We start from the raw sequence: 20,601 nt of genomic DNA, 5'->3' as shown, positions 1-20,601 counted from the left end.
CGACCCGGCCAGAATGGCGGTTTCAGGGCGCCGTCATCGATGCCGTTGCCTGCCTGGGCCCAGCCTCTGCGGGCCTGCCTGCGCCAGGGGTGGATCGAATGGGGGTACCGGCGCCGGGGCCACCGCCGCCGCTTCGCGCGGCGCCTGAAGGGCCCCGCAGAAACCACCTACCCCTGGTGCTGGGGGACGTGCGTCACGCCGGTGAAGCGACGCGGTGGGGACTCGGCCGAGGCGGACCGGCTGCACAACATGCAGCGGGCGATCGACCAGCTGCACGGGGTGGTGATCCAACCGGGGGAGGTGCTGAGTTTCTGGCACCACGTGCCTCGCCCCTGCCTGGGCAACGGCTACCGCGCCGGGCCGATGCTCGTGGACGGTCGCCTGCGCAGCGACACCGGGGGGGGGCTCTGCCAGGTCTCCACCACCCTGTTCGGCGCCCTGCTGCGGGCCGGTTGCACCCTGCTGGAGCACAGCAACCACAGCACCGACGTGCATGGAGAGGATCGTTTCTTCGTGCTGGGGCAGGACGCGGCGGTGGCCTACGGCTTCAAGAACCTGCTGGCCCGCAACGACCACGCCGTGCCGCTGCTCCTGGCGATGCGGCTGCACCGCAGCGGCGACGGGCGGAGCTTGGAGGCCGCCCTCCTCGCCCGGGCCCCCTGTCCGCTCCAGGTGCGCCTCGACTCGCGGGTGATCGCCTGGCTGCCGCCCCCCGCCGCCGGTGGCCACCCTGGCAGCCGGGTGGAGACCCGCCGCTGGATGGCGACGGCCGGCCCCGGCGAAGACGACGCCCTGGGGTGGCGGCTGGATTACCGCTTCATCAGCCACTACCGTCCCCTGGCCACCCTGCCTGACTGAATGGCCATGACGGCTGCCGACGGGGCCTGCCTACGCGTGCCCGCAGAGCGGGTCGACCGCTTCATCGGCGCGATGCTGGACCGCCATGGCGTCCGCCCCGATGTGGCCGCTGTGATCCGCAGCCACCTGGTGCAGGCCCATCTCTGGGGCATCGATTCCCATGGCCTGCAGCAGCTGATCGGCTATGACCGCAGCCTGGGCAATGGGCGCATCAACCCCTCCCCCACGCTGCGTTTTGAAGCCACCCACGGGTGCCTGATGCGGGTCGACGCCGATCGCAGCCCGGGGCAGTACGCCGCGGCGCAGGCGATGGGACGGGCGATCGAGGTGGCCCGCACCACGGGGATGGCCGCCGTGGGCGTCACCAACAGCAACCACTTCGGCGTGGCGGGGGTCTACACCCGCATGGCCGCCGCCGCCGGCATGGTGGGCTTCGCCACCAGCGACACCAACGCCGTGGATCTGGCCCCCTTCGGCGGCTGCGCGGCCCGCCTGGGCAACAACCCCCTCTCCTGGGCGATTCCCTGTGGGGACACCCCCGTGGTGCTCGACATGGCGGCGGGCACGGTGAGTGGAGGCCGCATCCGCCACTTCGCCTACCTGGGCCTGCCGATTCCCCCCGGCTGGGCGCTCGACGCCGAGGGCCGCGACACCTTCGACCCGGCAGCATCTGCGGTGAATGCGCCGGGTTCCCCCAAGGGTTCCGGGCTGGCCTTCATCGCCGACCTGCTTTGCGGGCCGCTGCTGGGCACAGACGCGGCGATGTTCAAGCGCAAGGCGGTGCATGACGCCGCCAACGGCACCGGCCATCTCTTCTGGGTGCTTGATGGGGCGGCCTGGAACGGGCGGGCCGAGGTTGAAGCGCGGGTTGAAGCCGCCATCGCCGGACTGAAGGCCACCCCTCCCATCGATGCCGGTGATGAGGTTCTCTATCCCGGCGAACGGGAACGCCTCACCGAAAGGGAACGGCGCCGCGATGGAATCCCCCTGCCCCACGCCCTTCTCCAGGCCCTGGGCGAACACTTCGGTGACGATGCCACTGCCCTGCTGCGGGACGAGTCCTGAACCGGATCCGGTGGCTTGGCCTGTTCATGTTCCGGCCGAGAAGCCCACAGGAACGGCCTTACGACCAATGTGATGGCCGTGGCTGCTGAGACAAGCCGCCAAAGCTTGTGCCGCAGACAGGAGGGCGAGGAGGCTCTGCACGAAGACTGATCGGGAGACTGAAAGGTGACATCTTTAACCTGAAATACTTCCTGCCCGCACTGACTTGGGCCTGAGTTTTGCACATCATCCATTGTATATTGATCTCAAGGGGTTCAGTCAAGCAGGATGGCTCGTCGGCTTGTTTTTCTCGCTCGCTCCTTTGGCGGGGCCCTTGCCAGGCCTCCTATACCTGGTGAAGCGCGTTGATATCGGCGGTGAAACGGCCATAGCCATTCAGATCGTATTGTTTGGATTTCTTATTCTTTGCCATCATTATTACAACAAGAGATGGGCAGGGCTCGTCTCCGGAGCGGGTGCCTTGCTGTGGAGCCTGTCGGGATTTTTCAACGTCTATTCCTTGGCCGCTTGAGCTCCCCTTACACCCAGCATGTCATCACAGGACGAAGGCCATCGAACGATGAAAGTGAATTCGTGATAAGCTGTCTGCCTGAGCATTGCAATAGGAAGGCGTAAAATGCACATTGGAAACGCCAGTCTTTGGACCCTCGCGCTTGTTGCCGCTTCCAGCCTGACGGGTCTTCCAGCACGCTCGCAGGAAAAACGACCCACCACCAGCGTCCGTCCAATCGCTGAAGAAGCCTTCATTTACGGCTTCCCGATGGTCATGAACTATGCCATCTTCAACGAGTACTTCATCGATAGCTCTGGGCCCCAGTTCAAGGCCCCCATCAACCAGATCTACAACACGGCACGCGTCTATACCCCCAAGGACACGACGGTCGTCACTCCCAACAGTGACACCCCTTATTCCTTCGTCGCCATCGACCTCCGCGCTGAGCCGTTCGTGCTCTGCAATCCGAAAATCGAGTCATCGCGCTATTTTTCGGTTCAACTCATTGATATGTACACCTTCAATTACGGCTACATCGGCAGTCGTACAACGGGTAACAATCCAGGCTGTTACATGATCGCAGGTCCGAGATGGAGGGGAGAGAAGCCTGCCGGGATCGGCAAGGTCTTCCGCAGCGAAACCGACTTCTCGACTGCCCTGTTCCGCACCCAGCTGTTCAATCCTGCCGACATCGACAACGTCATCAAGATCCAGTCCGGCTATCGGGCCCTGCCGCTCTCGACGTTTCAGAACAAGCCTGCACCACCCGCCGCACCGCAGATCGCCTGGCCAAAGATCAACAAGCAGCTGGCTGATGCCGATCCCTTCACCTATCTGAATTTCGTCCTGGCATTCAGTCCGCCCATCGGTCCTGCGGCCGTGGAACGGCCCATGCGCGCCCGCTTCGCCTCCATCGGCGTTGCATCAGGCAAGCCCTTCTCTCTTGAGCGGCTCACACCGCAGCAGCAGGCAGAGGTCAAGACGGGCATGAAGGATGGGCTGGAAACGATCAGACAGTCCGTCGGCAGCCTTGGCAACGATGTGAACGGCTGGCGCATCGCCACCAAGGGCATCGGCGACCGCAAGGCCTATGGGGGGGATGACCTGCTCCGCGCCACCGTGGCCATGGCTGGCATCTACGCCAACGATGCGGTCGAAGCGATGTATCCGATCCTTTCCACCGACAGCGAAGGCAACAAGCCCGACACCAGCACCAACCGCTACACACTCACCTTTCCGGCCGGTCAGTTGCCACCGGTCAATGCCTTCTGGTCGGTGACCATGTACGACGGCAAGACGCAGTTGCTGATCGAGAACCCGATCAATCGGTATCTGATCAATTCGCCGATGCTGCCTGATCTGAAGAAAAATGCTGACGGCTCCCTCACCATCCACATCCAGAAAGACTCACCAGGCAAGGACAGGGAATCCAACTGGCTGCCGGCACCCGACGGCCCGATCTACATGGTGATGCGGCTTTACTGGCCAAAGGAATCGGCGCTCAGCGGAACCTGGAAGCCCCCGGCCCTGCAGCGCGTGAAGTGACTACCCCTTCCTGCCGGGAAGAATCAGCCCCTCGCCACCGGGGGGGCCTCTGACCATGGGCCAGTCGTTCGACGCCCTCACCGCCGACCACATCGCCTTCATCGCCGCCCAGAAGCTGTTCTTCGTGGCCACCGCCACGGCCGACAGCCGGGTGAATCTGTCGCCCAAGGGGATGGATGCGCTGCGGGTGCTCGAGGCGAGCCGCCTGATCTGGCTCAACCTCACCGGCAGCGGCAACGAAACCGCCGCCCACGTGCAGCTCTGCCCGCGCATGACCCTGATGTTCTGCGCCTTCGAAGGCAACCCTCTGATCCTGAGGCTCTACGGCAGCGCCCGCACCATCCAGCGGGGCGAGCCCGACTGGGACGAGCTCTACGCCCGGTTCGAGCCCCTGGCCGGCGCCCGCCAGATCTTCGAGCTGGCCATCGAGAAGGTGCAGACCTCCTGCGGGATGGCGGTGCCCCGCTTCGCCTATCAGGGCGACCGCAGCGACCTCGACGCCTGGGCCCGGCGCCAGGGCAAGGCCGGCATCGAGCGCTACTGGTTCCGCAAAAACCGCCGCAGCATCGACGGCCTGCCGGCACCCATCCCCACGCCTGCGGACGACGGCGCGGGCTGATGCGGGCAACGGTTCAGAGCAGCGGCAGCCGCAACAGCTGGGCCCACAGCTCCTGGCCCTCCTCCAGGCCGCCCAGCTCGGCGGGGATCTCCAGCAGCAGGTCGGCCCCCTGCAGCGAACCGATGCGGGAGGAGGCCTGGCTGCCCTCCACCACGGCCAGCAGGGCGCCATCGGCCGCCACCTGCAGCCGGGCCCGGGCCAGTTCCGGCCGGCCGGCGCCGCGCTTCAGCGGCGCCGCCAGCCGCACCTTCAGCCGCGGCAGCAGGCTCACCTCGCCCCCCTCCAGCCGCTGCAGGGCCGGCCAGAGCAGCTGCAGGGCCGTGATCGCCGCCGCCACCGGGTTGCCCGGCAGGCCGAAGAAGGGCCGCTCCCCCAGCCGGCCGAAGGCGAAGGGCCGGCCGGGCTTGAGGAACAGCTTCCAGAACCCCACCTCCCCCAGCTCGGCGAGCAGGGGCCGGATCCAGTCGCTGTCGCCGGCCGACACCCCGCCGGTGCTCACCACCACATCACAGCCGGCGGCCAGCTCCAGCAGGGCCCGGCGCAGGGCGGCCGGATCGTCGGCCACCACCCGCTGCTCGGCCACCGGGTAGCCCAGCCGCTCCAGCAGGGCCCGCAGCAGGGTGCCGTTGCTCTCCCAGATCTGGCCCGGCCCCCGGGCCGCACCGGCCCCCACCAGCTCATCGCCGCTGATCAGCAGCCCCAGCCGCGGCTGGGCGGCCACCTCCAGCGCAGCCACCCCGCAGCTGGCCAGCCGCCCCAGGGCCGCCGGGCCCAGGCGCACGCCGGCAGCCAGCAGCTCGGCGCCGGCGGCGACCTCCTCCTCGGGCGAACGGATCCAGGGGTTGGCACCCGCCTCCCCCGTGAGCCGGATCGTCCCGGCCCCGCCGACTTCGGGGGGCTCGGGGCTCACCAGCTCCTGGGGCAGCACCCGCCGGGCCCCCTCGGGCAGGGGCGCACCGGTGAGGATGCGGATCGCCTCCCCCTCCCCCAGGGCCGCTCCGAAGGGAGCCCCGGGGGCCGAGCGGCCCACCAGCCGCCAGCGGCTTCCCGGGCCGGGGGATTCGGCCTCGGCAACGGCGTAGCCGTCCATGATCGAGGCCCGGAAGCCCGGCACCGCCTCGGCGGCCCGCACCGGCGCGGCGCTCACCCGGCCCAGGCAGCGCGCCAGGGGCAGCCGCTCGCGCCCCTCCAGGGGCTGGAGCTCTGCAAGCACCCGGCGCCGGGCCTCCTCCAGGGGCAGGCCCTCGCGGGGAAACGGTTCAGCCACCGGCCGCCTCCGCCCTGGGCGCCGCACCGGGGTGCTCCCACAGCCCCTTGCGGCCCCCCTCCTTGCGCAGCAGCCGCACCGGCCCGATGGTCATGGCCGGATCGGCCGACTTGACCATGTCGTAGAGGGTGAGCAGGCCCACCTGCACCGCCGTGAGCGCCTCCATCTCCACGCCGGTGGCACCGCTGGTGCGGGCGCTGGCCTGCAGCCGCAGGCCCGAACCATCGGCCGCCGGCTCGATCAGCACCTCCAGGCCCGTCAGGGCGATCGGGTGGCACAGGGGAATCAGCTCCCAGGTGCGCTTGGCCCCCTGGATCGCCGCCACCCGGGCCACCGCCAGCACGTCCCCCTTGGCCGCCCGGCCCTCCAGCACCAGGGCCAGCACCGCCGGGGCCATGGCGATGTAGCCCTCGGCCACGGCGCGCCGGTCGGTGGCGGGCCGGTCGCCCACCTCCACCATGTGCACCTGGCCGGCGGCATTGAGGTGGGAGAGGCCGGGCTCGCTCATGGCGATGGGCGCAGTGGTCGGGGCTTCCAGCATGGCGCTCAACCCAGCGCCAGCAGGCAGCCCTCGGGCAGGGAGAGCACCAGGGGGCCCCGGGAGGCTGCCGGCGCCAGCGCGGCCCAGGCCCGCTGGCGCAGCTCCACCAGCACCGGCTCGCCGGCCCCCTCGCCGGCGCCGGCCGGCACCACGAACACGGTGACGTGCAGCGGCCCCTCGCTCACCCGCACCACCCGGCAGGGCCAGCTGTGGGCCGCATCCGGGGCAGCGCTGACGCCCAGCTCCAGGTGGTTGGCCCGCATGCCCAGGTGGGTCACGGCGGCGTGCAGGGGCTCCGGCGTGTCGAACGTCAGGCCCCAGGCCGGGGCCCGCAGCCCGGTGGACCCGAGCCGCTCCACGGCGGCCACGTTCTTGCAGCCGGTGAGCCGCGCCACCCCCACCGCCCCGGGCCGCTCGAACACCTCCCGACGGGGCCCGTGGCGCTGCAGGCCGCCCCGGTCGATCACCAGCAGCTCCTCGCCCAGCCGGTAGGCCTCCTCCACGTCGTGGGTCACCAGCAGGGTGGGCACCCCGGAGCGCTCCAGCAGCTCCTCCATCAGCTGCTGCAGCCGCCGCCGCCGGTGGGCGTCCTGGGAGGAGAAGGGTTCATCCAGCAGCAGCAGGTCGGGCTCACACACCAGGGCCCGGGCCAGGGCGGTGCGCTGCTGCTGGCCCCCCGAGAGCTGGGAGGGGTAGTGCCGGGCCAGCCCCAGGAGCCCCACCGCCGCCAGCTGGGCCGCCACCCGGGCACTGCGCTCCGCCGGCGCCAGGTGGGCCAGGCCGAAGCCCACGTTGGCCGCCACGCTGAGGTGGGGGAACAGGGCGTCGTGCTGGAGCATCACGGCGATGCGGCGCCGCTCCGGCGGCAGATCGATGCCCCGCCGGGCGTCGAACAGCACCCGGCCGTTGAGCGTGATCCGTCCTGCCGCGGGCCGCTCCAGCCCTGCCAGGCTACGCAGCAGCAGGCTCTTGCCCGCGCCGGAGGCCCCCAGGATCGCCAGCCGCCGGCAGGGGGTGTCCAGGGCCAGATCCAGCTGGAACGCCCCGTGGCGCTGCTGGAGCTCGAAGGCGAGCCGGAAGGGGGCGGGGGGGCGCAGGGACAGCGGCGGCGGCTGGGCGGCCATGGCCGGTGCGAGGGGTGGTGGGGGCTCCGCTGCGGCAGGGGGCGCGGCCTCCGGAGCGGCAGTCCCCCCCGTGATCGGCCGCCGGCCCCGGCCCAGGAACAGCTGCACCAGCGCCAGGCAGAGCCCGTTGAGCAGGAGCACCTGGCCGGTCCACAGCCAGGCCTGAGACAGGTCGCCCGCATCCACCGCCGCGTAGATCGCCAGGGGCAGGGTCTGGGTGCGGCCGGGGATGTTGCCCGCCAGCATCAGGGTGGTGCCGAACTCCCCCAGGGCCCGGGCGTAGCTGAGGCTGAGGCCCGCCCCCAGCCCCGGCAGCACCAGCGGCAGGGTGATGCAGCGCAGCACCCGCCAGGGGCCGGCGCCCAGGCTGCGGGCCACCCCCTCCAGGCCCGGATCCAGCTGCTCAAGGGAGGCCAGCAGGGTCCGGTACATCAGCGGGAAGGCCACCACCGCCGCGCTCAGCACCGTGGCCGGCCAGCTGAACACCAGCTCCAGCCCCAGCCGCGCCAACGGCTCCCCCAGGGGTCCGTAGCGGCCCAGCAGCTGCAGCAGCACGAAGCCCAGCACCGTGGGCGGCAGCACCAGGGGGGAGAGCAGCAGCAGGTCGGCGCTGGTGCGCCGCGGCCCGTGCCAGCGGCGCACCCGCTCGGCGGCGAAGAAGCCCAGGGGCGCCACCAGCAGCACCGCCAGGGCCGCGCTGCGCAGCGACAGCCCCAGAGGTGTCAGCGCCGCCCCCGCTTCCATCAGGGGACCCGGCCGGCCAGGGGCTCGAAGCCCTCGCGGCCGAACAGCGCCTGGGCCGCCGGGGTGGCGAGCGAGCCCAGGTAGGCCCGCGCCAGCCCAGGCTGACGGCTGGTGCGAAGCACGGCGCCGCTATAGCGGATCGGCGCGTGGCTGGCGGCCGGGGCCGTGGCCACCACCCGCAACCCGCCCAGCTGCACCGCGTCACTGCGGTACACCAGGCCGGCGTCCACATTGCCGGCCGCCACCGCCCGCGCCACCGCCCGCACCGAGCCCAGGGGCACCAGCTTCGGGGCCACCGCAGCGCTGAGGCCGTAGTGGGCCAGCACCTGGCGGGCGTAGTCGCCGGCGGGCACGGTGCCATCGCCGATGGCGATCCGCCCCACCCCCGGCCCGGTCAGGCCCGCGAAGCCCAGAGGGCGCCGGGGGGCCCGGGCCGGCACCACCAGCACCAGCCGGTTACCCAGCAGGTCGCGGCGGCTGCCGGGGAGCAGCAGGCCGGCCCGCTGCAGGGCCTCCATCGGCCGCCCGCCAGCGGAGAGAAACACGTCGGCCGGGGCCCCCAGCTGGATCTGCTGCTGCAGCAGGCCGGAGGCGCCGACGTTGAAGCGGGGCGCCGCCAGGCCCCGGGAGCGGGCGAAGGGCGCCGCCAGGGTCTGCAGGGGCCCGGAGAGGCTCGCCGCCGCGCTCACCAGCAGGGGCTCGGAAGCGGCCGCGGCCCGATCTCTGCCCCCACGGCCAGCCAGCGCCACCCCCACCAGACCCCCCATCAGCAGCGAGCCGGCCAGCACTGCCAGGCGCACACCGCGACCGGACGCAAGCAGGGCCATCGGCGGCCTCAGAAGGGAATCGGCATGGCCACATCGGCCGGCGGCGGTGCACAGGACACCACCCGCTCCCCCACCACCGCGCCCACCACCACGATCGAGGGGGAGGCGAAGCCCTCGGCCTCCACCCGGTCGGCCAGCTCCGCCAGGGAGGCCACCAGCTGGCGCTGGCCCCGCACGGTGCCCTGCTGGATCACGGCGGCGGGGGTGGCGGGGGACAGGCCGCCTTCGATCAGCTCCTCAACGATGTGACGCAGGTTGTGCAGACCCATGTAGATCACCAGACCGTCGCTGCTGCGGGCCAGGCCGCGCCAGTCGACGCCCGGCCGTCGCTTGTCGATCTCCTCGTGGCCGGTCACGAAGGTGACGCTCGAGCCCGCCCGCCGGTGGGTCACCGGAATGCCCGCATAGGCCGGGGCGGCGATGCCGGCGGTGACCCCCGGCACCACCTGCACCGGGATGCCGTGCTCCGCCAGGTGGGCCGCCTCCTCGCCGCCGCGGCCGAACAGGAAGGGATCGCCGCCCTTGAGGCGCACGATCAGCCGCCGCCGACCGGCCAGTTCGCGCAGCACTGCATTGGTGCTGGGCTGGGGCACCGAATGGTGACCGCGGCGCTTGCCCACGAAGTGTCGTTCGCAGTCGGCCGGCACCAGATCCAGCAGGGCCGTGGGCACCAGGGAGTCGTAGACGAGGGCGTCGCACTGCTGCAGCAGCCGGTGGGCCCGCAGGGTGAGCAGGTCGGGATCCCCGGGGCCGGCCCCCACCAGGTAGACGGTGCCGGGGCCGACGGAGGACGCGGCGGGCGGAGGCGCGGCGGTCATGGCAGGGCGAGCAGCCGCTCCAGCAGCACGGCCCGGAAGCGGGTGCGCTGCAGCAGGGGGCAGTTGAGCGGCGCAGGCAGGGCGTCCGTGAGCCGGTTGGCCGCCAGGGCCAGGGGCAGGGCAGGGCCAGGCAGGGCCAGGGTCGGATCCTCGCGATCGGACGCACTGTATGGAGTGGCGCGGCATCTGGCTCCGGTCACCGCCGCCAGGTGAGCCAGGTAGGCGGCCCCCAGCGGGCCCTCCAGCGGGTGATGCAGCAGCAGGGGCCCGGCCGAAGGCGCCCCGGCCCCCGGCGCTGAGCGTTCGGCCAGGGCGGCCAGTTCCTCCGCCAGGGCCCGCTGCCAGGTGGGCCAGGAGCCCAGGAACGGCAGCCGCCGCACCGCACCGCCGCGGCGGCAGCGCTCGGCGATCCGGGGCACGTCCTGCCGCACATGGGTGCCCGGCAGCAGGAACAGAGGCACCAGCAGCAGGGGGGCTTCGGCGCCGGCGCCTGGCACCGGCCCGGGTTCAGCGGCTGTGAGAACCTCCAGCCCCACTGGAGCGCCCCGCTGCCGTTCCAGCTGGCGGGCCAGCGCGTCCAGCTCGGCGGGAATCACCCCCCCGGCACGGCCATGGGCCACCAGCAGCAGGGGGCTTGCGATGATCCGGCCCATACCCCTCACCCTACGGAGCCCGCCGGCCATGTCGACGCCGACTCCCGCAGAGGAATGGACGGCCCATCGGCGGGAGCAGCAACGGCAGGCCCTGGGTGAGGATCTCTGCCGCTTCCGCGAACTGATCGCCGCCCTGGGCAGCGGCGAGCGCAGTGGCCGGGCCCTCAGCCGCGCCGAGGCCGGCGAGGCCCTCGACCACCTGCTCGACGGCCGCTGCACCGACGCCCAGGCCGGGGCCTTCCTGATCGCCCATCGGCTGCGCCGCCCCGAGCCCCAGGAGCTGGCCGGCATGCTGGACAGCTACCGCCGGCGGGGGCCGCGGCTGGGGGCCATCCCGCGCCGGGTGGTCAGTTTCGGCGTTCCCTTCGATGGCCGGGTCCGCTCCGCTCCACTGCTGCCCCTGCTGGCCCTGCTGCTGGCGGCGGCCGGCGCCGGGGTGGTGCTCCACGGCGGCGGTCCGATGCCCGTCAAATACGGCCTCAGCACCGCCGAGACCCTTGCTGCCCTCGACCTCGACCTGCGCGACCTGCCCTGGAGCGAGGCACAGCAGCTCTTCGCCCAGGAGGGTCTGGCCCTGATGCACCAGCCGCGTCACTTCCCGGAGGCCGAACGGCTGGTGCCGATCCGTGAGCAGATCGGCAAGCGTCCGCCGATCGCCACCCTCGAGCTGCTGTGGAGCTGCTACGAGGGACCGTGCCTGCAGGTGAGCGGCTTCGTCCACGCGCCCACGGAGGGGCTGGCCTGGGAGGCGCTGAGCACGGCCGGCCAGGACGACGTGCTGATGGTGAAGGGGGGGGAGGGGGGCGTGGAGCTGCCCAACAGCCGGGTGGCGATCGCCTCCCATCGGCGGGGCGGCGTTCCCGAGCGGCTGATCCTGCGGGCCCGGAACCATGGCCTCGGGGCGCCGGAGGTGGCGCTGGAGACTCTCCCCCAGTGGCGCAGCCAGGCCCACCAGGCCCTGAGGGCCACAGGTCCGCTGGCGAGAGGTCTGCTCTGGAATGGCGGCTTCCTGCTCTGGCGGGCCGGGATCCGCGACAACCTCGAGGAAGGGCTGCTTCTGGCGGAGCGGCTGCTGCGGGATGGGGCGGTGGAGAACCTGCACCGACAGCTCATCGCCCGCCTGGCCCTCAGGCCAGGGGGAAGGCCCCCAGCAGAGCCGCCACCCGATCCAGCAGGTTGTTGATCAGCCGCCGCCCCTGGTGTTCCGCAGCCTCGCCCCAGCGCGCCTGCCCCTCCCGCACCTGCTCGACGCCGTCGGGCCCCAGAGCCGTCCGCACCCAGGCGGCATCCTCCCGGAGCCAGCGCTCCAGGGCGGAGTCCGTCACCTCAACATGGAACTGGAGGCCGTGGGCATGGTGGCCGATCCGGAACATCTGCTCGGCGCACAGCTCCGTCGACCCCAGCAGGGTGGCCCCGGCCGGCAGCCGTATCCGGTCCCCGTGCCAGTGGAGCACCGGCGCGCCGGCCCCGAGCCCGGAGAGCACCGGTTCTTCGGCCTCACTCTGCGTCCAGTCCACCGGCCCCCAGCCCAGCTCATAGGCCCGCCCGGGGGGGTCGCCCGCCACCAGGGGCTCCACCCGCCCGCCGGCGGCGAAGGCCAGCAGCTGGGCCCCCAGGCAGAGGCCGATCACCGGCCGCTCGCAGTCCAGGCACTCCCTGAGCAGGTCCACTTCCGCCGCCAGCCAGGAATGGTCCGGTGAGCCGATGTCGGCCACCCCCATCGGACCTCCCAGCACCAGCAGGGCCTGGTCGGCCCCCAGGCGGGGCATCGGCTGTCCCAGGTCCGGCCGGCACACCGTCAGGCCCCAGCCGCGGCGTCCAGCCTCCTCGGCGAAGCGTCCCGGGCCTTCCCGCTCCAGATGCTGCAGCACCACCAGCTGAGTCATGGCCGTGCACAGGGCGGAGGTTGGCCCCAGCATGAGGTTCCCAGCCGCCGACGGCCAGGATCCATGGGCAGCGATCCCTCCAGCCTGCACCGTCTGCTCCGCTCAGCCATGGAAACCCCCGCATCGGTGCTGCGCTTCTGGTTCGAGGAGACGCCCCCCTCCGCCTGGTTCCGGGCCGGGCCGGAGCGGGACCGGGCCGTGCAGGAGCGGTTCGGGGACCTCACCGAACGGGCCCTGGAGGGGGGGCTGGCCCCCTGGGCCGGGAGCACCCCGGAGGCCCTGGCCCTGATCCTGGTGCTCGACCAGTTCCCCCGTCAGATCTGGCGCGATCAGGCCCGCGCCTTCGCGGGCGATCCCCGGGCCCAGGCCCTCACCCTGCGGGCCCTGGAGGCCGGCTGGATCGCGGCGGAGCCGGCCCCGGAACGGCGGCCGTTCTGGCTCATGCCCCTGATGCACAGCGAGGATCTGGCCCTGCAGGAGCGGGGCCTGCCCCTGTTCGAGAGCCTCACCGATGCCCGCACGGCCGACTTCGCCCGCCGTCACCATGCGGTGATCGCCCGCTTCGGCCGTTTCCCCCACCGCAACCAGACCCTGGGGCGCCCGAGCAGCGCCGAGGAGCTGGCCTTCCTGCAGCAGCCCGGCTCCCGCTTCTGACACCGATGAGCGACCCCCCCACCCCCGACACCGCCGAAGCCACGGCCCATCGCCTGGCCGGCGAGCTCTTCCCCTGGGACCTCACCCGGGCCCTGGAGCTGGCCCTGCTCAAGACCTTCTGCGTGCCCTCCATCTCCGGCCTGCTGGCCCGCACGGGGGAATTCGAACGCCGGCCGCGCAAGCGCTACGACGACACCGGCCTGATGGTGGCCGAACTGCTGCGCCATGGCCCTGCCAGCCCCGAAGGCGCCGCGGTGATCGAGCGCATGAACCGCATCCACGGCCACTACGCGATCAGCAACGACGATTTCCTCTACGTGCTCTCCACCTTCGTGGCCGAGCCGATCCGCTGGCTGGCCCGCTACGGCTGGCGGCCGCTCACGGCCCTGGAGCAGGAGCACCTGTTCCTCTTCTGGCATGGGGTGGGCGAGCGGATGGGAATCGCCGCCCTGCCGGCCAGCCTGGAGGCGCTGCTGAACCTGAACGAGCGGGTGGAGCGAGAGGCCTTTGCCCCGGCAGCCACCAACCGGCGCATCGCCGAGGCCACCCTCGCCATGCTTCTGGCCGACTGGCCCCCGCCCCTGCGGCCCGCCCTGCGCCGGGTGCTGCTGGGTCTGCTCGACCCCCAGACCAGCGAGGCCCTGGGCTGGAGCGCCGCCCCCGGCTGGCTGCAGGCCCTGGTGCTGCAGGGCCTGAGGGCCCGCAGCCGGGCCGCTGCCCTGGTGGCCGCCGGCCGTCGCGCCCTGGGCCGCCCCGCTCCCGCCCGTTTCTATTCCCAGCACCCCACCCCCAGCTACGGCGCCGGCTTCCGCCTCGAGCAGCTGGGCCCACCGCCCCTGCTGGAGGCCCTCGGGGAGACCCCCAGCGGTGACCCCTGAGCCTCCGCGGGGCTGCCCGGCCCGGCGGCCCTGGCTATGCAGGGATGGCAGATCCGCCCCTGCCGCCCATGGCCGCCCCGTTCCAGTCCCCCCACTTCGCCATCGCGCGCACGGAAGACGGCTGGATCATCGAGGCCCGGGTCACCAAGGATCTGACGGGTGACTGGCTGCTGAGCCGCCACGAACTGGAGGAGCTCCACGGGCTGCTGGAGCGGGTGATCGCCTCCTGAGCCCCTCCCTCCCCGACGATCCGATGTCCACCGACCTGGAAGCCACGCCGCCGGCACCGGGCCGGCTGCTGAATGTGCTGGGGGTGACCTTCGGCATCGCCGGGGCGGTGGGCGGCACCATCGGCGCCGGCATCCTGCGCACCCCCGGCCTGGTGGCGGCCCAGCTGGGCAGCGGTGGCTGGGTGCTGGCGGCCTGGCTGGCGGGCGGCCTCTATGCCCTGCTGGGCGCCCTCGCCGCGGCGGAGCTGGGGGCCAGCCTGCCCCTGGCGGGCGGCTGGTACGTCTACGCCCGCCGCTGCTTCGGGGACGCCGCCGGCTTCACCGTGGGCTGGATGGACTGGATCGGCCACTGCACCGGCATCGCCTGGGTGGCGGTCACCGTGGGGGAGTACGCGGCCTTTCTGCTGCCTGACCTCGAGGCCCATCAGAAGCTGGTGGGGCTGGCGGTGCTGCTGCTGTTCACCCTCATCCAGCTGCTGGGGGTGGAGGCCGGCAGCGGCAGCCAGAAGCTGCTGAGCCTGGCCAAGGCGGCCGCCTTCCTGGCGGTGGTGGCCGCCTGCTTCCTGCTGGGCGGACCCGACACCCGCGCCGCCGCCACCGCCGCCATCCCCACCGGCCCGGGGGCCCTGGCGACCCCCGCCGGCTGGACCGGCCTGGCGGTGGCCCTGGTGTTCTCCCTCCAGGCCATCGTCACCACCTACGACGGCTGGCACAGCCCCATCTACTTCTCCGAGGAGTTCAGCGAACCGGAGGACGACCTGCCCCGCTCCCTGATCGGCGGGGTGCTGGCGGTGATCGCCATCTACACCCTGTTCAACCTGGCCCTGATGCGGGTGCTGCCCCTGCCGGTGATCGCCGTCTCCAGCCTGCCGGTGGCCGACGCCGCTGCCCTGCTGTTCGGCGCCTTCGGCGGCCAGGCCATCACTGTGCTGGCGCTGCTGTCCTTGGCGGGGCTGATCAACGCCTCGATCATGGGCGCCCCGCGCATTCTCTACGGCCTCAGTCGCGATCGGCTGTTCAGCCCCCTGGTGGACCGGGTGAACCGCGGCGGCACGCCCACGGTGGCGCTGGTGCTCACCAGCCTGGCGGCGGGCCTGCTGGTGCTCGGCGGCGACTTCACCATCCTGCTGGGGCTGGCGGCCTTCCTCTACGTGAGCCTCTACCTGGTGGGGATCATCTGCCTGTTCGCCCTGCGCCTCAGGGAGCCGGAGCGGCCACGGCCCTTCCGGGCCTGGGGCTACCCCTGGAGCGCCGCCATCGTGCTGCTGGGATCGGTCGCCTTCCTGATCGGCGCCCTGCTCAACGACACCGCCAACAGCGGCTGGGCCCTGCTGCTGATCGGCCTGAGCGTGCCGGTGTTCCAGGCCACCCGCGCCCTGACTCCCGCCGAGGCGCCGTGACCGGCGCCTGGCCGCCGCCCTGGTGGGATGGCGCCCTGGCGCGGGAGATTCTGCAGCGCAGCGGCGAACACCTGCTGCTGGTGGGCACCGCCCTCGGCCTGGCCCTGGCGATCAGCCTGCCGCTGGGCCTCTGGATCAGCCGCCGGCCCCGCTGGGCGGGCGTTGTGCTGGCGGCGGCCAGCACGGTGCAGACGATCCCGAGCCTGGCGATCTTCGGCCTGCTGATCACCGTGCCCCTGCTGGGAGGGATCGGCACCAACCCGGCCATCGTGGCCCTCACCCTCTACGCCCTGCTGCCCCTGCTGCGGGGCCTGGTCACCGGCCTGGCCCAGGTGCCCCCGGGGCTGAAGGAGGCCGGCCTGCGGGTGGCCACCGTGATCGGCGTGGGAGTGGCCACGATCGCCGCCGCCATCGGCGCCGGCGGCCTGGGGGTGTTCATCTTCCGGGGCATCGCCACGGTGAACAACAGCCTGATCCTGGCGGGAGCCCTGCCGGCGGCCGCCATCGCCCTGGCCGCCGATGGCGGCCAGGGGCTGCTGGAGCGGCGCCTGGCCCAACGGCGGCCGAAGGCTGCGCGCCGCGGCGGCCGGCGGTCGCGACGGGTCGCCGGGAGCCTGGCGGCCCTCGCCCTGGCGGCCGTGGTGGGCCTGAGGCTGCTGCCAACGGCCGGCGGGGGCACGGTGCGGATCGGCAGCAAGAGCTTCACCGAGCAGCTGATCCTGGGCGAACTGCTGGCACAGCAGATCGAAGCCGACACGTCCCTGAAGGTGCAGAGGGATTTCGGCCTGGGGGGCAGCGGCCTGATCCACGAAGCGGTGCGCCGCGGCCGCATCGACGGCTACGTGGAGTACACCGGCACCGCCTGGACCACGCTGCTTGGCCAGACCCCACCTCCGCCGGAGACTCTTGATCCGGCGCGGAAGGTGTTCGAGGACACACGCCGGCTCTACGCCGCGCGCTTCGGACTCGCAGTGTTCCCCTCCCTGGGCTTCGAGAACAGCTTCGCGATCCTCGTGCGCCGGGGCGAGGCGAAGCGGCTGGGGATCGCCAGCATCAGCGCCGCGGCCCCCCACACCCCGGGCTGGCGGGCCGGATTCGGCTACGAATTCCTCAACCGGCCCGATGGCTTTCCCGGCCTGGTCCGTCGCTACGGGCTGCGCTTCGCCGGGCCGCCGGAGGCCATGGATCTGGGCCTCACCTACCGGGCCCTGGCCGAGGGGCAGGTGGACCTGATCGCCGGCGATTCCACCAACGGCCTGATCCCCGCCCTCGATCTGCAGCAGCTGACAGACGACCGCCACTACTTCCCCCCCTACGACGCCGTTCCGGTGTTCAACGCCGCCAGCCTGCGCCGCCACCCCGAACTGGAACCGGTGATCACGGCGCTGTCCGGCCGGATCCCCGCTGCCACCATGCAGCGGCTCAATGCCCAGGTCGACCTGGAGGGCCGCAGCGTTGCGGAGGTGGTGCGGGGCTGGCGCCTTCAGGAGGCCGGAGACGCCGGCTCCGCTTCCGGGCGGCGGTAGACCAGCACCGGCAGGGAGGTGTGGGTCAGCACCCGCTGGGTCTCACTGCCCAGCAGCAGCCCGGAGAGCCCCCGGCGGCCATGGGAGGCCATGAAGATCAGATCGCAGCCGTGGCGGGTGGCGGCCTCGATGATCGCCTCGCAGACCACCGGGTGCTCCCCCAGGTCCGTGTCGCAGCTCACGCCGGCCGCCTCGGCGATCGCCCGGGCCCGGTCGAGAAGGGACACGGCATAGGTGTGCTCCGCACGGCTGAACTGCTCCACGACGGCCGGATCGAGCAGCACCGGATCGCCGTACAGGGAGGCGTGGGGGGGCATCGCCAGGCTGGCGAGGGCGTGGAAGAAGGTGATCGTCGCCCCAGTGTCCCGGGCGAAGCTCACCGCCTGGCGAACCGTGTCCTCGGAGAGGTCCGAGCCGTCGGTGGGCACCAGCAGGTGGCGGAACATCGGCCTCGCCGCAAGGGAGTGGGGATGCGGCTCATGATCGCCCGTCCGGGGCGGCGGATCCCCGGCCCGCGAGGCGCCGCCGCAGCCGCCGGGCCAGCTCCGGGGCCAGGCGGTCGTGGTCGAGCGCCGCCAGGTCCTCCAGCCCCCCCGGCAGGCGGGCCAGCAGGTCCACCGCGGTGGCGGCCAGGGCAGGGTCGAGGTCCCCCACCAGGGTGACCAGGCCCTGGCGCAGGGGTTCCGGTGGCCAGGCCCCGAGCCCCACCGCCAGGCCCTCAAGGGCGGCCCGGCGCTGCGCCAGCGGCAGGGGAGCCAGGGCCCGTTCGAGCAGCAGGGGGAAATCGGCTGGATCGCGCTGGTGGCCCAGCAGCGGCAGCAGAACCACGCTGCGCTCCGAAGCCACCGCCGGGGCGTCCAGGGCCTCCCGCAGCAGGTCCCGGCAGGGGGGATGGCGATGGCGGCCGATCACCTCCAGCAGGCGGGGATCGGCCACGGGCTCGGCCAGCCACCAGGCCAGCAGCCGGGCCGCGGCCGGGCCGTCCAGCCGCTCCCCCAGCACGGCCAGCAGATCGGCGGCGGGCACCAGCCGGCCCGCTTCGACGGCCTGCAGCCAGGGCTCCAGATCGACGCCGTCGGCGCGCCGCAGGCCCTGCAGCCAGGTCCAGCGCTCGGGACTGCCGGCAGCGGGCAGCTGGAGCGGGTCCCAGCCACCAGCAGGGCCGCCAGCGGCGGGGGAAATCGGATTCGACATCAAGAAACTGTCGCCATTGCTACGTTTCATGCCACCGTCCCGATGGCCCCATCCGCCGGCGTTACAACCGAATCAACCCTTCCGCCAGGCTGGTGTCCCATGGTCGCCCATCCCGCCCCCGTCCTCGGCACCGGCACCATTCCCGACCTGGCGGCCAGCCCCAATGAACGCAAGCTGCGCCAGCTGGTGCTGACCCTGGCGGCCCAGCTGGCCGAAGCCCAGTTCGTCCAGGCCGACCGGCCCCGGGTGGAGAGGCTCTGGCAGGAGGCGGCGGCCCTGGAGATCGACCCTGAGCGCCTGATCCGGCTGCTCTACGGAGGTCAGGACCTGAACGATCGGCAAGCCCTGGCCACCATGGACCGGGCCTGGTCCGCGGCCGGCAGGGGCCGCCAGAGGATCGGGAAACCGTGGCTCAGGAGGCCGTGGCCCGCCTCCGGGCGCCGAAGTGCTCCACCAGCAGACCTTCCAGCACGTCACTGAGCTCGCTCAGGGGCACGCCCTTGTCGTGCAGTTCGGCCAGCTTCGGATCGCCGTCCATGGCACCGCCCAGGAAGATCTTGGCCGCCTCCACCATCTGGCCGTCCTGGCGGGCCTTGGCCCCCATCAGCCCGATCTGGCCCATGTAGGGCTGGCCGCAGGCGTTGGGGCAGCCGGTCCAGTGGGTGCGCACGGGGTGGGGCAGTTCCAGCCGCCGCTCCAGGTCGTCGATCACCGCCTGGGCCGTGCTCTTGGTGGGGATCAGGGCGAAGCTGCAGTAGCGGTTCCCCGTGCAGCTCACCGCTTCGGCCTGCAGGGTGCCGGGCTCCAGGCGGAACCGTTCCAGCAGGGGCTCGGCGCGCAGGGCCTCGAGCCGATCGGCCGGCACGTCGATGATCAGAGCGTTCTGGGCCTCGGTGAGGCGCAGTTCACCGCTGCCGTGTTCCCGTGCCAGACGGGCCAGTTCCAGCATGGTCTCGGCGTCGAGACGCCCCATCGGCACATGCAGTCCGGCCCAGTGGAGCCCTTCCTGCTTCTGGACCTGGATCCCCAGCCCGTCGCGGGGAGCCCGCTCCACCAGATGGGATCCGTCGTGGGGCAGCACTGCCGCGGACGGCGCCCCGGCCAGCGATGCATAGGCCTCCACCACAGCGGCCCGGTACGCCTCCAGCCCCAGGGCGTCGATCAGGTACATCAGCCGGCTCTTGTTGCGCTGGACCCGGTTGCCGTGCTCGACGTAGTGGTGCAGCACGGCGAGGGTGAAGTCGGCCAGCTGATCCGGCCGCAGCCACAGGCCCAGGGGGATGGCCAGCTCGTTGCGCTGGGCCGAGAAGAACCCTCCCACCATCACGGTGAACCCGAGCGGCGCCGCCGGATCCTGAGGATCGGGTGCGGGCAGGTAGGCCAGATCGTTGTGCAGCAGGAAGCTGTCGGGGGCACCGCCCACCGCCACGTTGAACTTGCGGGGCAGGTTGCGGAGCCCATCGTCCGCCAGCATCCGGGCCTGGATCGCCGCAACCAGCGGCCGGGTGTCGATCAGCTCCTCCGGGTCGATGCCGGCCAGGGGGTTGCCGGTGACGTTGCGGGGGTTGTCGTGGCCCGACTGGCGGCTGGTGAGCCCGACCCGCTCCATCGCCGCCATCAGGGGCGCCATGTCCTCCAGCAGCAGGCCGCGCAGCTGCAGGTTCTGGCGGGTGGTGATGTCGGCGCTGCCATGGTCGCCGCAGCGGTCCACCGCATCGGCCAGCGCCTCGAGCTGCTCGGCGCGGATCACGCCGTTCGGCAACCGCAGACGCACCATGAAGCGGCCGGGGGTGACGGGGCGGAAGAAGATCCCCAGCCACTTGAGCCGGATGGTGAGGGTGGCCTCGTCGAGGGATTCCCAGCCCTCCGCGGCCAGCTCGGCCAGCCGAGGGGCCAGGTCGAGGCCACAGAGGTCGGCCTTGGCCTGCTCGACCTTGCTGAGCTTCGGCTGGGGCGGGTTGGAAACGTCGGTGCTTGTCATTCAGAAACGGGGAGTCCGCAGGGCCAGCCGTGGGGAGGGGCTCTGCCGGAAGGGAGAACAGGGGCGAAGCCGCTTCGGCAAGCGCCTCAAGCCATGGAGGAAAGACGCTGAACCGAGGACGCCGATGAGAGCTGCGTCGTCGGGGAGGCTGGGCTGTCGGGGTTTGCCAGCGGGAGCGCCAGAGAAAGCTGCGCAGGCCGCGGATCAGTGAAGATTTAGTTTCCGGGATCGCTTCGTCCTCTCGTGTCGTCCCTGTTACCGAAATCGGCCAGGCCCGAGTCCGACGCCTCGGCGCCTG

At 72.1% G+C, this 20,601-nt stretch carries 22 protein-coding genes; 12 read left to right on the top strand and 10 right to left on the bottom strand.

The genetic code is table 11. The features are described from left to right. Window positions 1-39 precede the first annotated feature (39 nt). The 5 genes from KUG41_RS01945 (at window position 40) to KUG41_RS01925 (ending at window position 4,580) form a co-directional block, all read left to right on the top strand. Window positions 40-858: a VanW family protein gene (locus KUG41_RS01945; protein ID WP_216900528.1), complete on the top strand. Its 819-nt coding sequence runs from the start codon at window positions 40-42 to the stop codon at window positions 856-858. Between the two features lie 6 nt (window positions 859-864). Then, window positions 865-1,923, top strand: coding sequence for an Ldh family oxidoreductase (locus KUG41_RS01940; protein ID WP_216900527.1), 1,059 nt, complete (start codon window positions 865-867; stop codon window positions 1,921-1,923). A gap of 205 nt (window positions 1,924-2,128) precedes the next feature. Beyond that, window positions 2,129-2,434 carry a hypothetical protein gene (locus KUG41_RS01935; RefSeq protein WP_216900526.1) on the top strand — a complete coding sequence of 102 codons (306 nt, stop codon included), beginning with the start codon at window positions 2,129-2,131 and terminating at the stop codon, window positions 2,432-2,434. 105 nt (window positions 2,435-2,539) lie between these two features. Continuing rightward, window positions 2,540-3,961, top strand: coding sequence for a DUF1254 domain-containing protein (locus KUG41_RS01930; protein WP_216900525.1), 1,422 nt, complete (start codon window positions 2,540-2,542; stop codon window positions 3,959-3,961). Window positions 3,962-4,016: 55 nt separating this feature from the next. After that, window positions 4,017-4,580 carry a pyridoxamine 5'-phosphate oxidase family protein gene (locus tag KUG41_RS01925; protein WP_216900523.1) on the top strand — a complete coding sequence of 188 codons (564 nt, stop codon included), beginning with the start codon at window positions 4,017-4,019 and terminating at the stop codon, window positions 4,578-4,580. A gap of 13 nt (window positions 4,581-4,593) precedes the next feature. On the opposite strand, the gene KUG41_RS01920 is transcribed toward KUG41_RS01925, so the two are convergent. Genes KUG41_RS01920 through KUG41_RS01895 form a run of 6 tightly spaced genes read right to left on the bottom strand, consistent with a single transcriptional unit; the run spans window position 4,594 to window position 10,554 of the window. Next, the gene (locus tag KUG41_RS01920; protein WP_216900521.1) at window positions 4,594-5,847 is read right to left on the bottom strand and encodes a molybdopterin molybdotransferase MoeA; all 1,254 of its coding nucleotides are present in this window, start codon (window positions 5,845-5,847) and stop codon (window positions 4,594-4,596) included. After that, the gene (moaC, locus tag KUG41_RS01915; protein ID WP_254216738.1) at window positions 5,840-6,388 is read right to left on the bottom strand and encodes a cyclic pyranopterin monophosphate synthase MoaC; all 549 of its coding nucleotides are present in this window, start codon (window positions 6,386-6,388) and stop codon (window positions 5,840-5,842) included. Before moaC ends, KUG41_RS01920 begins: the two co-directional genes overlap by 8 nt. Before the next feature lie 5 nt (window positions 6,389-6,393). After that, a complete protein-coding gene (gene modB, locus KUG41_RS01910; protein ID WP_216900519.1) occupies window positions 6,394-8,256 on the bottom strand; it encodes a molybdate ABC transporter permease subunit in 1,863 nt (620 codons plus the stop codon). Continuing rightward, on the bottom strand, window positions 8,256-9,083 hold the full coding sequence (gene modA, locus KUG41_RS01905; protein ID WP_216900517.1) for a molybdate ABC transporter substrate-binding protein: 828 nt from the start codon (window positions 9,081-9,083) through the stop codon (window positions 8,256-8,258). The genes modB and modA overlap by 1 nt, the downstream gene beginning before the upstream one ends. A gap of 8 nt (window positions 9,084-9,091) precedes the next feature. Beyond that, a complete protein-coding gene (cobA, locus tag KUG41_RS01900) occupies window positions 9,092-9,901 on the bottom strand; it encodes a uroporphyrinogen-III C-methyltransferase (protein ID WP_216900515.1) in 810 nt (269 codons plus the stop codon). After that, window positions 9,898-10,554: a CbiX/SirB N-terminal domain-containing protein gene (locus KUG41_RS01895; RefSeq protein ID WP_216900513.1), complete on the bottom strand. Its 657-nt coding sequence runs from the start codon at window positions 10,552-10,554 to the stop codon at window positions 9,898-9,900. Before KUG41_RS01895 ends, cobA begins: the two co-directional genes overlap by 4 nt. A gap of 28 nt (window positions 10,555-10,582) precedes the next feature. On the opposite strand from KUG41_RS01895, the gene KUG41_RS01890 reads away from it, so the two are divergent. After that, window positions 10,583-11,737, top strand: coding sequence for an anthranilate phosphoribosyltransferase (locus KUG41_RS01890; protein ID WP_254216737.1), 1,155 nt, complete (start codon window positions 10,583-10,585; stop codon window positions 11,735-11,737). Here the strand turns inward: KUG41_RS01890 and KUG41_RS01885 are convergent. After that, entirely contained in the window at window positions 11,682-12,440 is a 759-nt protein-coding gene (locus KUG41_RS01885) for a type 1 glutamine amidotransferase (protein WP_216900509.1), read from the bottom strand. The genes KUG41_RS01890 and KUG41_RS01885 overlap by 56 nt on opposite strands. A 63-nt stretch (window positions 12,441-12,503) precedes the next feature. On the opposite strand from KUG41_RS01885, the gene KUG41_RS01880 reads away from it, so the two are divergent. Genes KUG41_RS01880 through KUG41_RS01860 form a run of 5 tightly spaced genes read left to right on the top strand, consistent with a single transcriptional unit; the run spans window position 12,504 to window position 17,128 of the window. Next, the gene (locus KUG41_RS01880) at window positions 12,504-13,094 is read left to right on the top strand and encodes a DUF924 family protein (protein ID WP_254216736.1); all 591 of its coding nucleotides are present in this window, start codon (window positions 12,504-12,506) and stop codon (window positions 13,092-13,094) included. Window positions 13,095-13,099: 5 nt separating this feature from the next. Next, window positions 13,100-13,972, top strand: coding sequence for an oxygenase MpaB family protein (locus KUG41_RS01875; RefSeq protein WP_216900507.1), 873 nt, complete (start codon window positions 13,100-13,102; stop codon window positions 13,970-13,972). A gap of 44 nt (window positions 13,973-14,016) precedes the next feature. Then, the gene (locus tag KUG41_RS01870) at window positions 14,017-14,202 is read left to right on the top strand and encodes a hypothetical protein (RefSeq protein WP_216900505.1); all 186 of its coding nucleotides are present in this window, start codon (window positions 14,017-14,019) and stop codon (window positions 14,200-14,202) included. A gap of 23 nt (window positions 14,203-14,225) precedes the next feature. Further along, window positions 14,226-15,602 (top strand): APC family permease, encoded by a 1,377-nt coding sequence (locus tag KUG41_RS01865; protein ID WP_216900503.1) that lies wholly within the window; start codon window positions 14,226-14,228, stop codon window positions 15,600-15,602. Beyond that, on the top strand, window positions 15,599-17,128 hold the full coding sequence (locus tag KUG41_RS01860; protein WP_216900501.1) for a glycine betaine ABC transporter substrate-binding protein: 1,530 nt from the start codon (window positions 15,599-15,601) through the stop codon (window positions 17,126-17,128). The genes KUG41_RS01865 and KUG41_RS01860 overlap by 4 nt, the downstream gene beginning before the upstream one ends. On the opposite strand, the gene KUG41_RS01855 is transcribed toward KUG41_RS01860, so the two are convergent. Beyond that, the gene (locus KUG41_RS01855; protein ID WP_216900499.1) at window positions 17,086-17,574 is read right to left on the bottom strand and encodes a universal stress protein; all 489 of its coding nucleotides are present in this window, start codon (window positions 17,572-17,574) and stop codon (window positions 17,086-17,088) included. The two genes, KUG41_RS01860 and KUG41_RS01855, sit on opposite strands and share 43 nt — an antisense overlap. Window positions 17,575-17,605: 31 nt before the next feature. After that, window positions 17,606-18,322, bottom strand: a complete 717-nt coding sequence (locus KUG41_RS15920; protein ID WP_216900497.1) for a hypothetical protein — start codon at window positions 18,320-18,322, stop codon at window positions 17,606-17,608. Between the two features lie 99 nt (window positions 18,323-18,421). Between KUG41_RS15920 and KUG41_RS01845 the strand changes: the two genes are divergently transcribed. After that, complete coding sequence (locus KUG41_RS01845; protein ID WP_216900495.1) at window positions 18,422-18,802, top strand: hypothetical protein; 381 nt, start codon at window positions 18,422-18,424, stop codon at window positions 18,800-18,802. Here KUG41_RS01845 and KUG41_RS01840 read toward each other — a convergent pair. Beyond that, entirely contained in the window at window positions 18,735-20,303 is a 1,569-nt protein-coding gene (locus tag KUG41_RS01840) for a ferredoxin--nitrite reductase (protein WP_216900493.1), read from the bottom strand. The two genes, KUG41_RS01845 and KUG41_RS01840, sit on opposite strands and share 68 nt — an antisense overlap. Window positions 20,304-20,601 lie beyond the last annotated feature (298 nt).

Source organism: Synechococcus sp. CCY 9618 (assembly GCF_019038415.1).
In the GTDB taxonomy this organism is placed as follows: Bacteria; Cyanobacteriota; Cyanobacteriia; order PCC-6307; family Cyanobiaceae; genus Cyanobium.
The sequence above is the reverse complement of the archived record's forward strand: the minus strand, read 5'-3'. Positions and strand labels throughout refer to the sequence as shown.

Excerpts from the sequence above, each read along its gene's own strand:
- modB (WP_216900519.1), bottom strand. The coding sequence starts at position 8,256 with ATGGAAGCGGGGGCGGCGCTGACACCTCTGGGGCTGTCGCTGCGCAGC.
- KUG41_RS01940 (WP_216900527.1), top strand. The coding sequence starts at position 865 with ATGACGGCTGCCGACGGGGCCTGCCTACGCGTGCCCGCAGAGCGGGTC.
- cobA (WP_216900515.1), bottom strand. The coding sequence starts at position 9,901 with ATGACCGCCGCGCCTCCGCCCGCCGCGTCCTCCGTCGGCCCCGGCACC.
- modA (WP_216900517.1), bottom strand. The coding sequence starts at position 9,083 with ATGGCCCTGCTTGCGTCCGGTCGCGGTGTGCGCCTGGCAGTGCTGGCC.
- KUG41_RS01875 (WP_216900507.1), top strand. The coding sequence starts at position 13,100 with ATGAGCGACCCCCCCACCCCCGACACCGCCGAAGCCACGGCCCATCGC.
- KUG41_RS01930 (WP_216900525.1), top strand. The coding sequence starts at position 2,540 with ATGCACATTGGAAACGCCAGTCTTTGGACCCTCGCGCTTGTTGCCGCT.
- KUG41_RS01870 (WP_216900505.1), top strand. The coding sequence starts at position 14,017 with ATGGCAGATCCGCCCCTGCCGCCCATGGCCGCCCCGTTCCAGTCCCCC.
- KUG41_RS01885 (WP_216900509.1), bottom strand. The coding sequence starts at position 12,440 with ATGACTCAGCTGGTGGTGCTGCAGCATCTGGAGCGGGAAGGCCCGGGA.
- KUG41_RS01895 (WP_216900513.1), bottom strand. The coding sequence starts at position 10,554 with ATGGGCCGGATCATCGCAAGCCCCCTGCTGCTGGTGGCCCATGGCCGT.
- KUG41_RS01845 (WP_216900495.1), top strand. The coding sequence starts at position 18,422 with ATGGTCGCCCATCCCGCCCCCGTCCTCGGCACCGGCACCATTCCCGAC.
- moaC (WP_254216738.1), bottom strand. The coding sequence starts at position 6,388 with ATGCTGGAAGCCCCGACCACTGCGCCCATCGCCATGAGCGAGCCCGGC.
- KUG41_RS01925 (WP_216900523.1), top strand. The coding sequence starts at position 4,017 with ATGGGCCAGTCGTTCGACGCCCTCACCGCCGACCACATCGCCTTCATC.
- KUG41_RS01840 (WP_216900493.1), bottom strand. The coding sequence starts at position 20,303 with ATGACAAGCACCGACGTTTCCAACCCGCCCCAGCCGAAGCTCAGCAAG.
- KUG41_RS01880 (WP_254216736.1), top strand. The coding sequence starts at position 12,504 with ATGGGCAGCGATCCCTCCAGCCTGCACCGTCTGCTCCGCTCAGCCATG.
- KUG41_RS01865 (WP_216900503.1), top strand. The coding sequence starts at position 14,226 with ATGTCCACCGACCTGGAAGCCACGCCGCCGGCACCGGGCCGGCTGCTG.
- KUG41_RS01890 (WP_254216737.1), top strand. The coding sequence starts at position 10,583 with ATGTCGACGCCGACTCCCGCAGAGGAATGGACGGCCCATCGGCGGGAG.
- KUG41_RS01855 (WP_216900499.1), bottom strand. The coding sequence starts at position 17,574 with ATGTTCCGCCACCTGCTGGTGCCCACCGACGGCTCGGACCTCTCCGAG.
- KUG41_RS15920 (WP_216900497.1), bottom strand. The coding sequence starts at position 18,322 with ATGTCGAATCCGATTTCCCCCGCCGCTGGCGGCCCTGCTGGTGGCTGG.
- KUG41_RS01945 (WP_216900528.1), top strand. The coding sequence starts at position 40 with ATGCCGTTGCCTGCCTGGGCCCAGCCTCTGCGGGCCTGCCTGCGCCAG.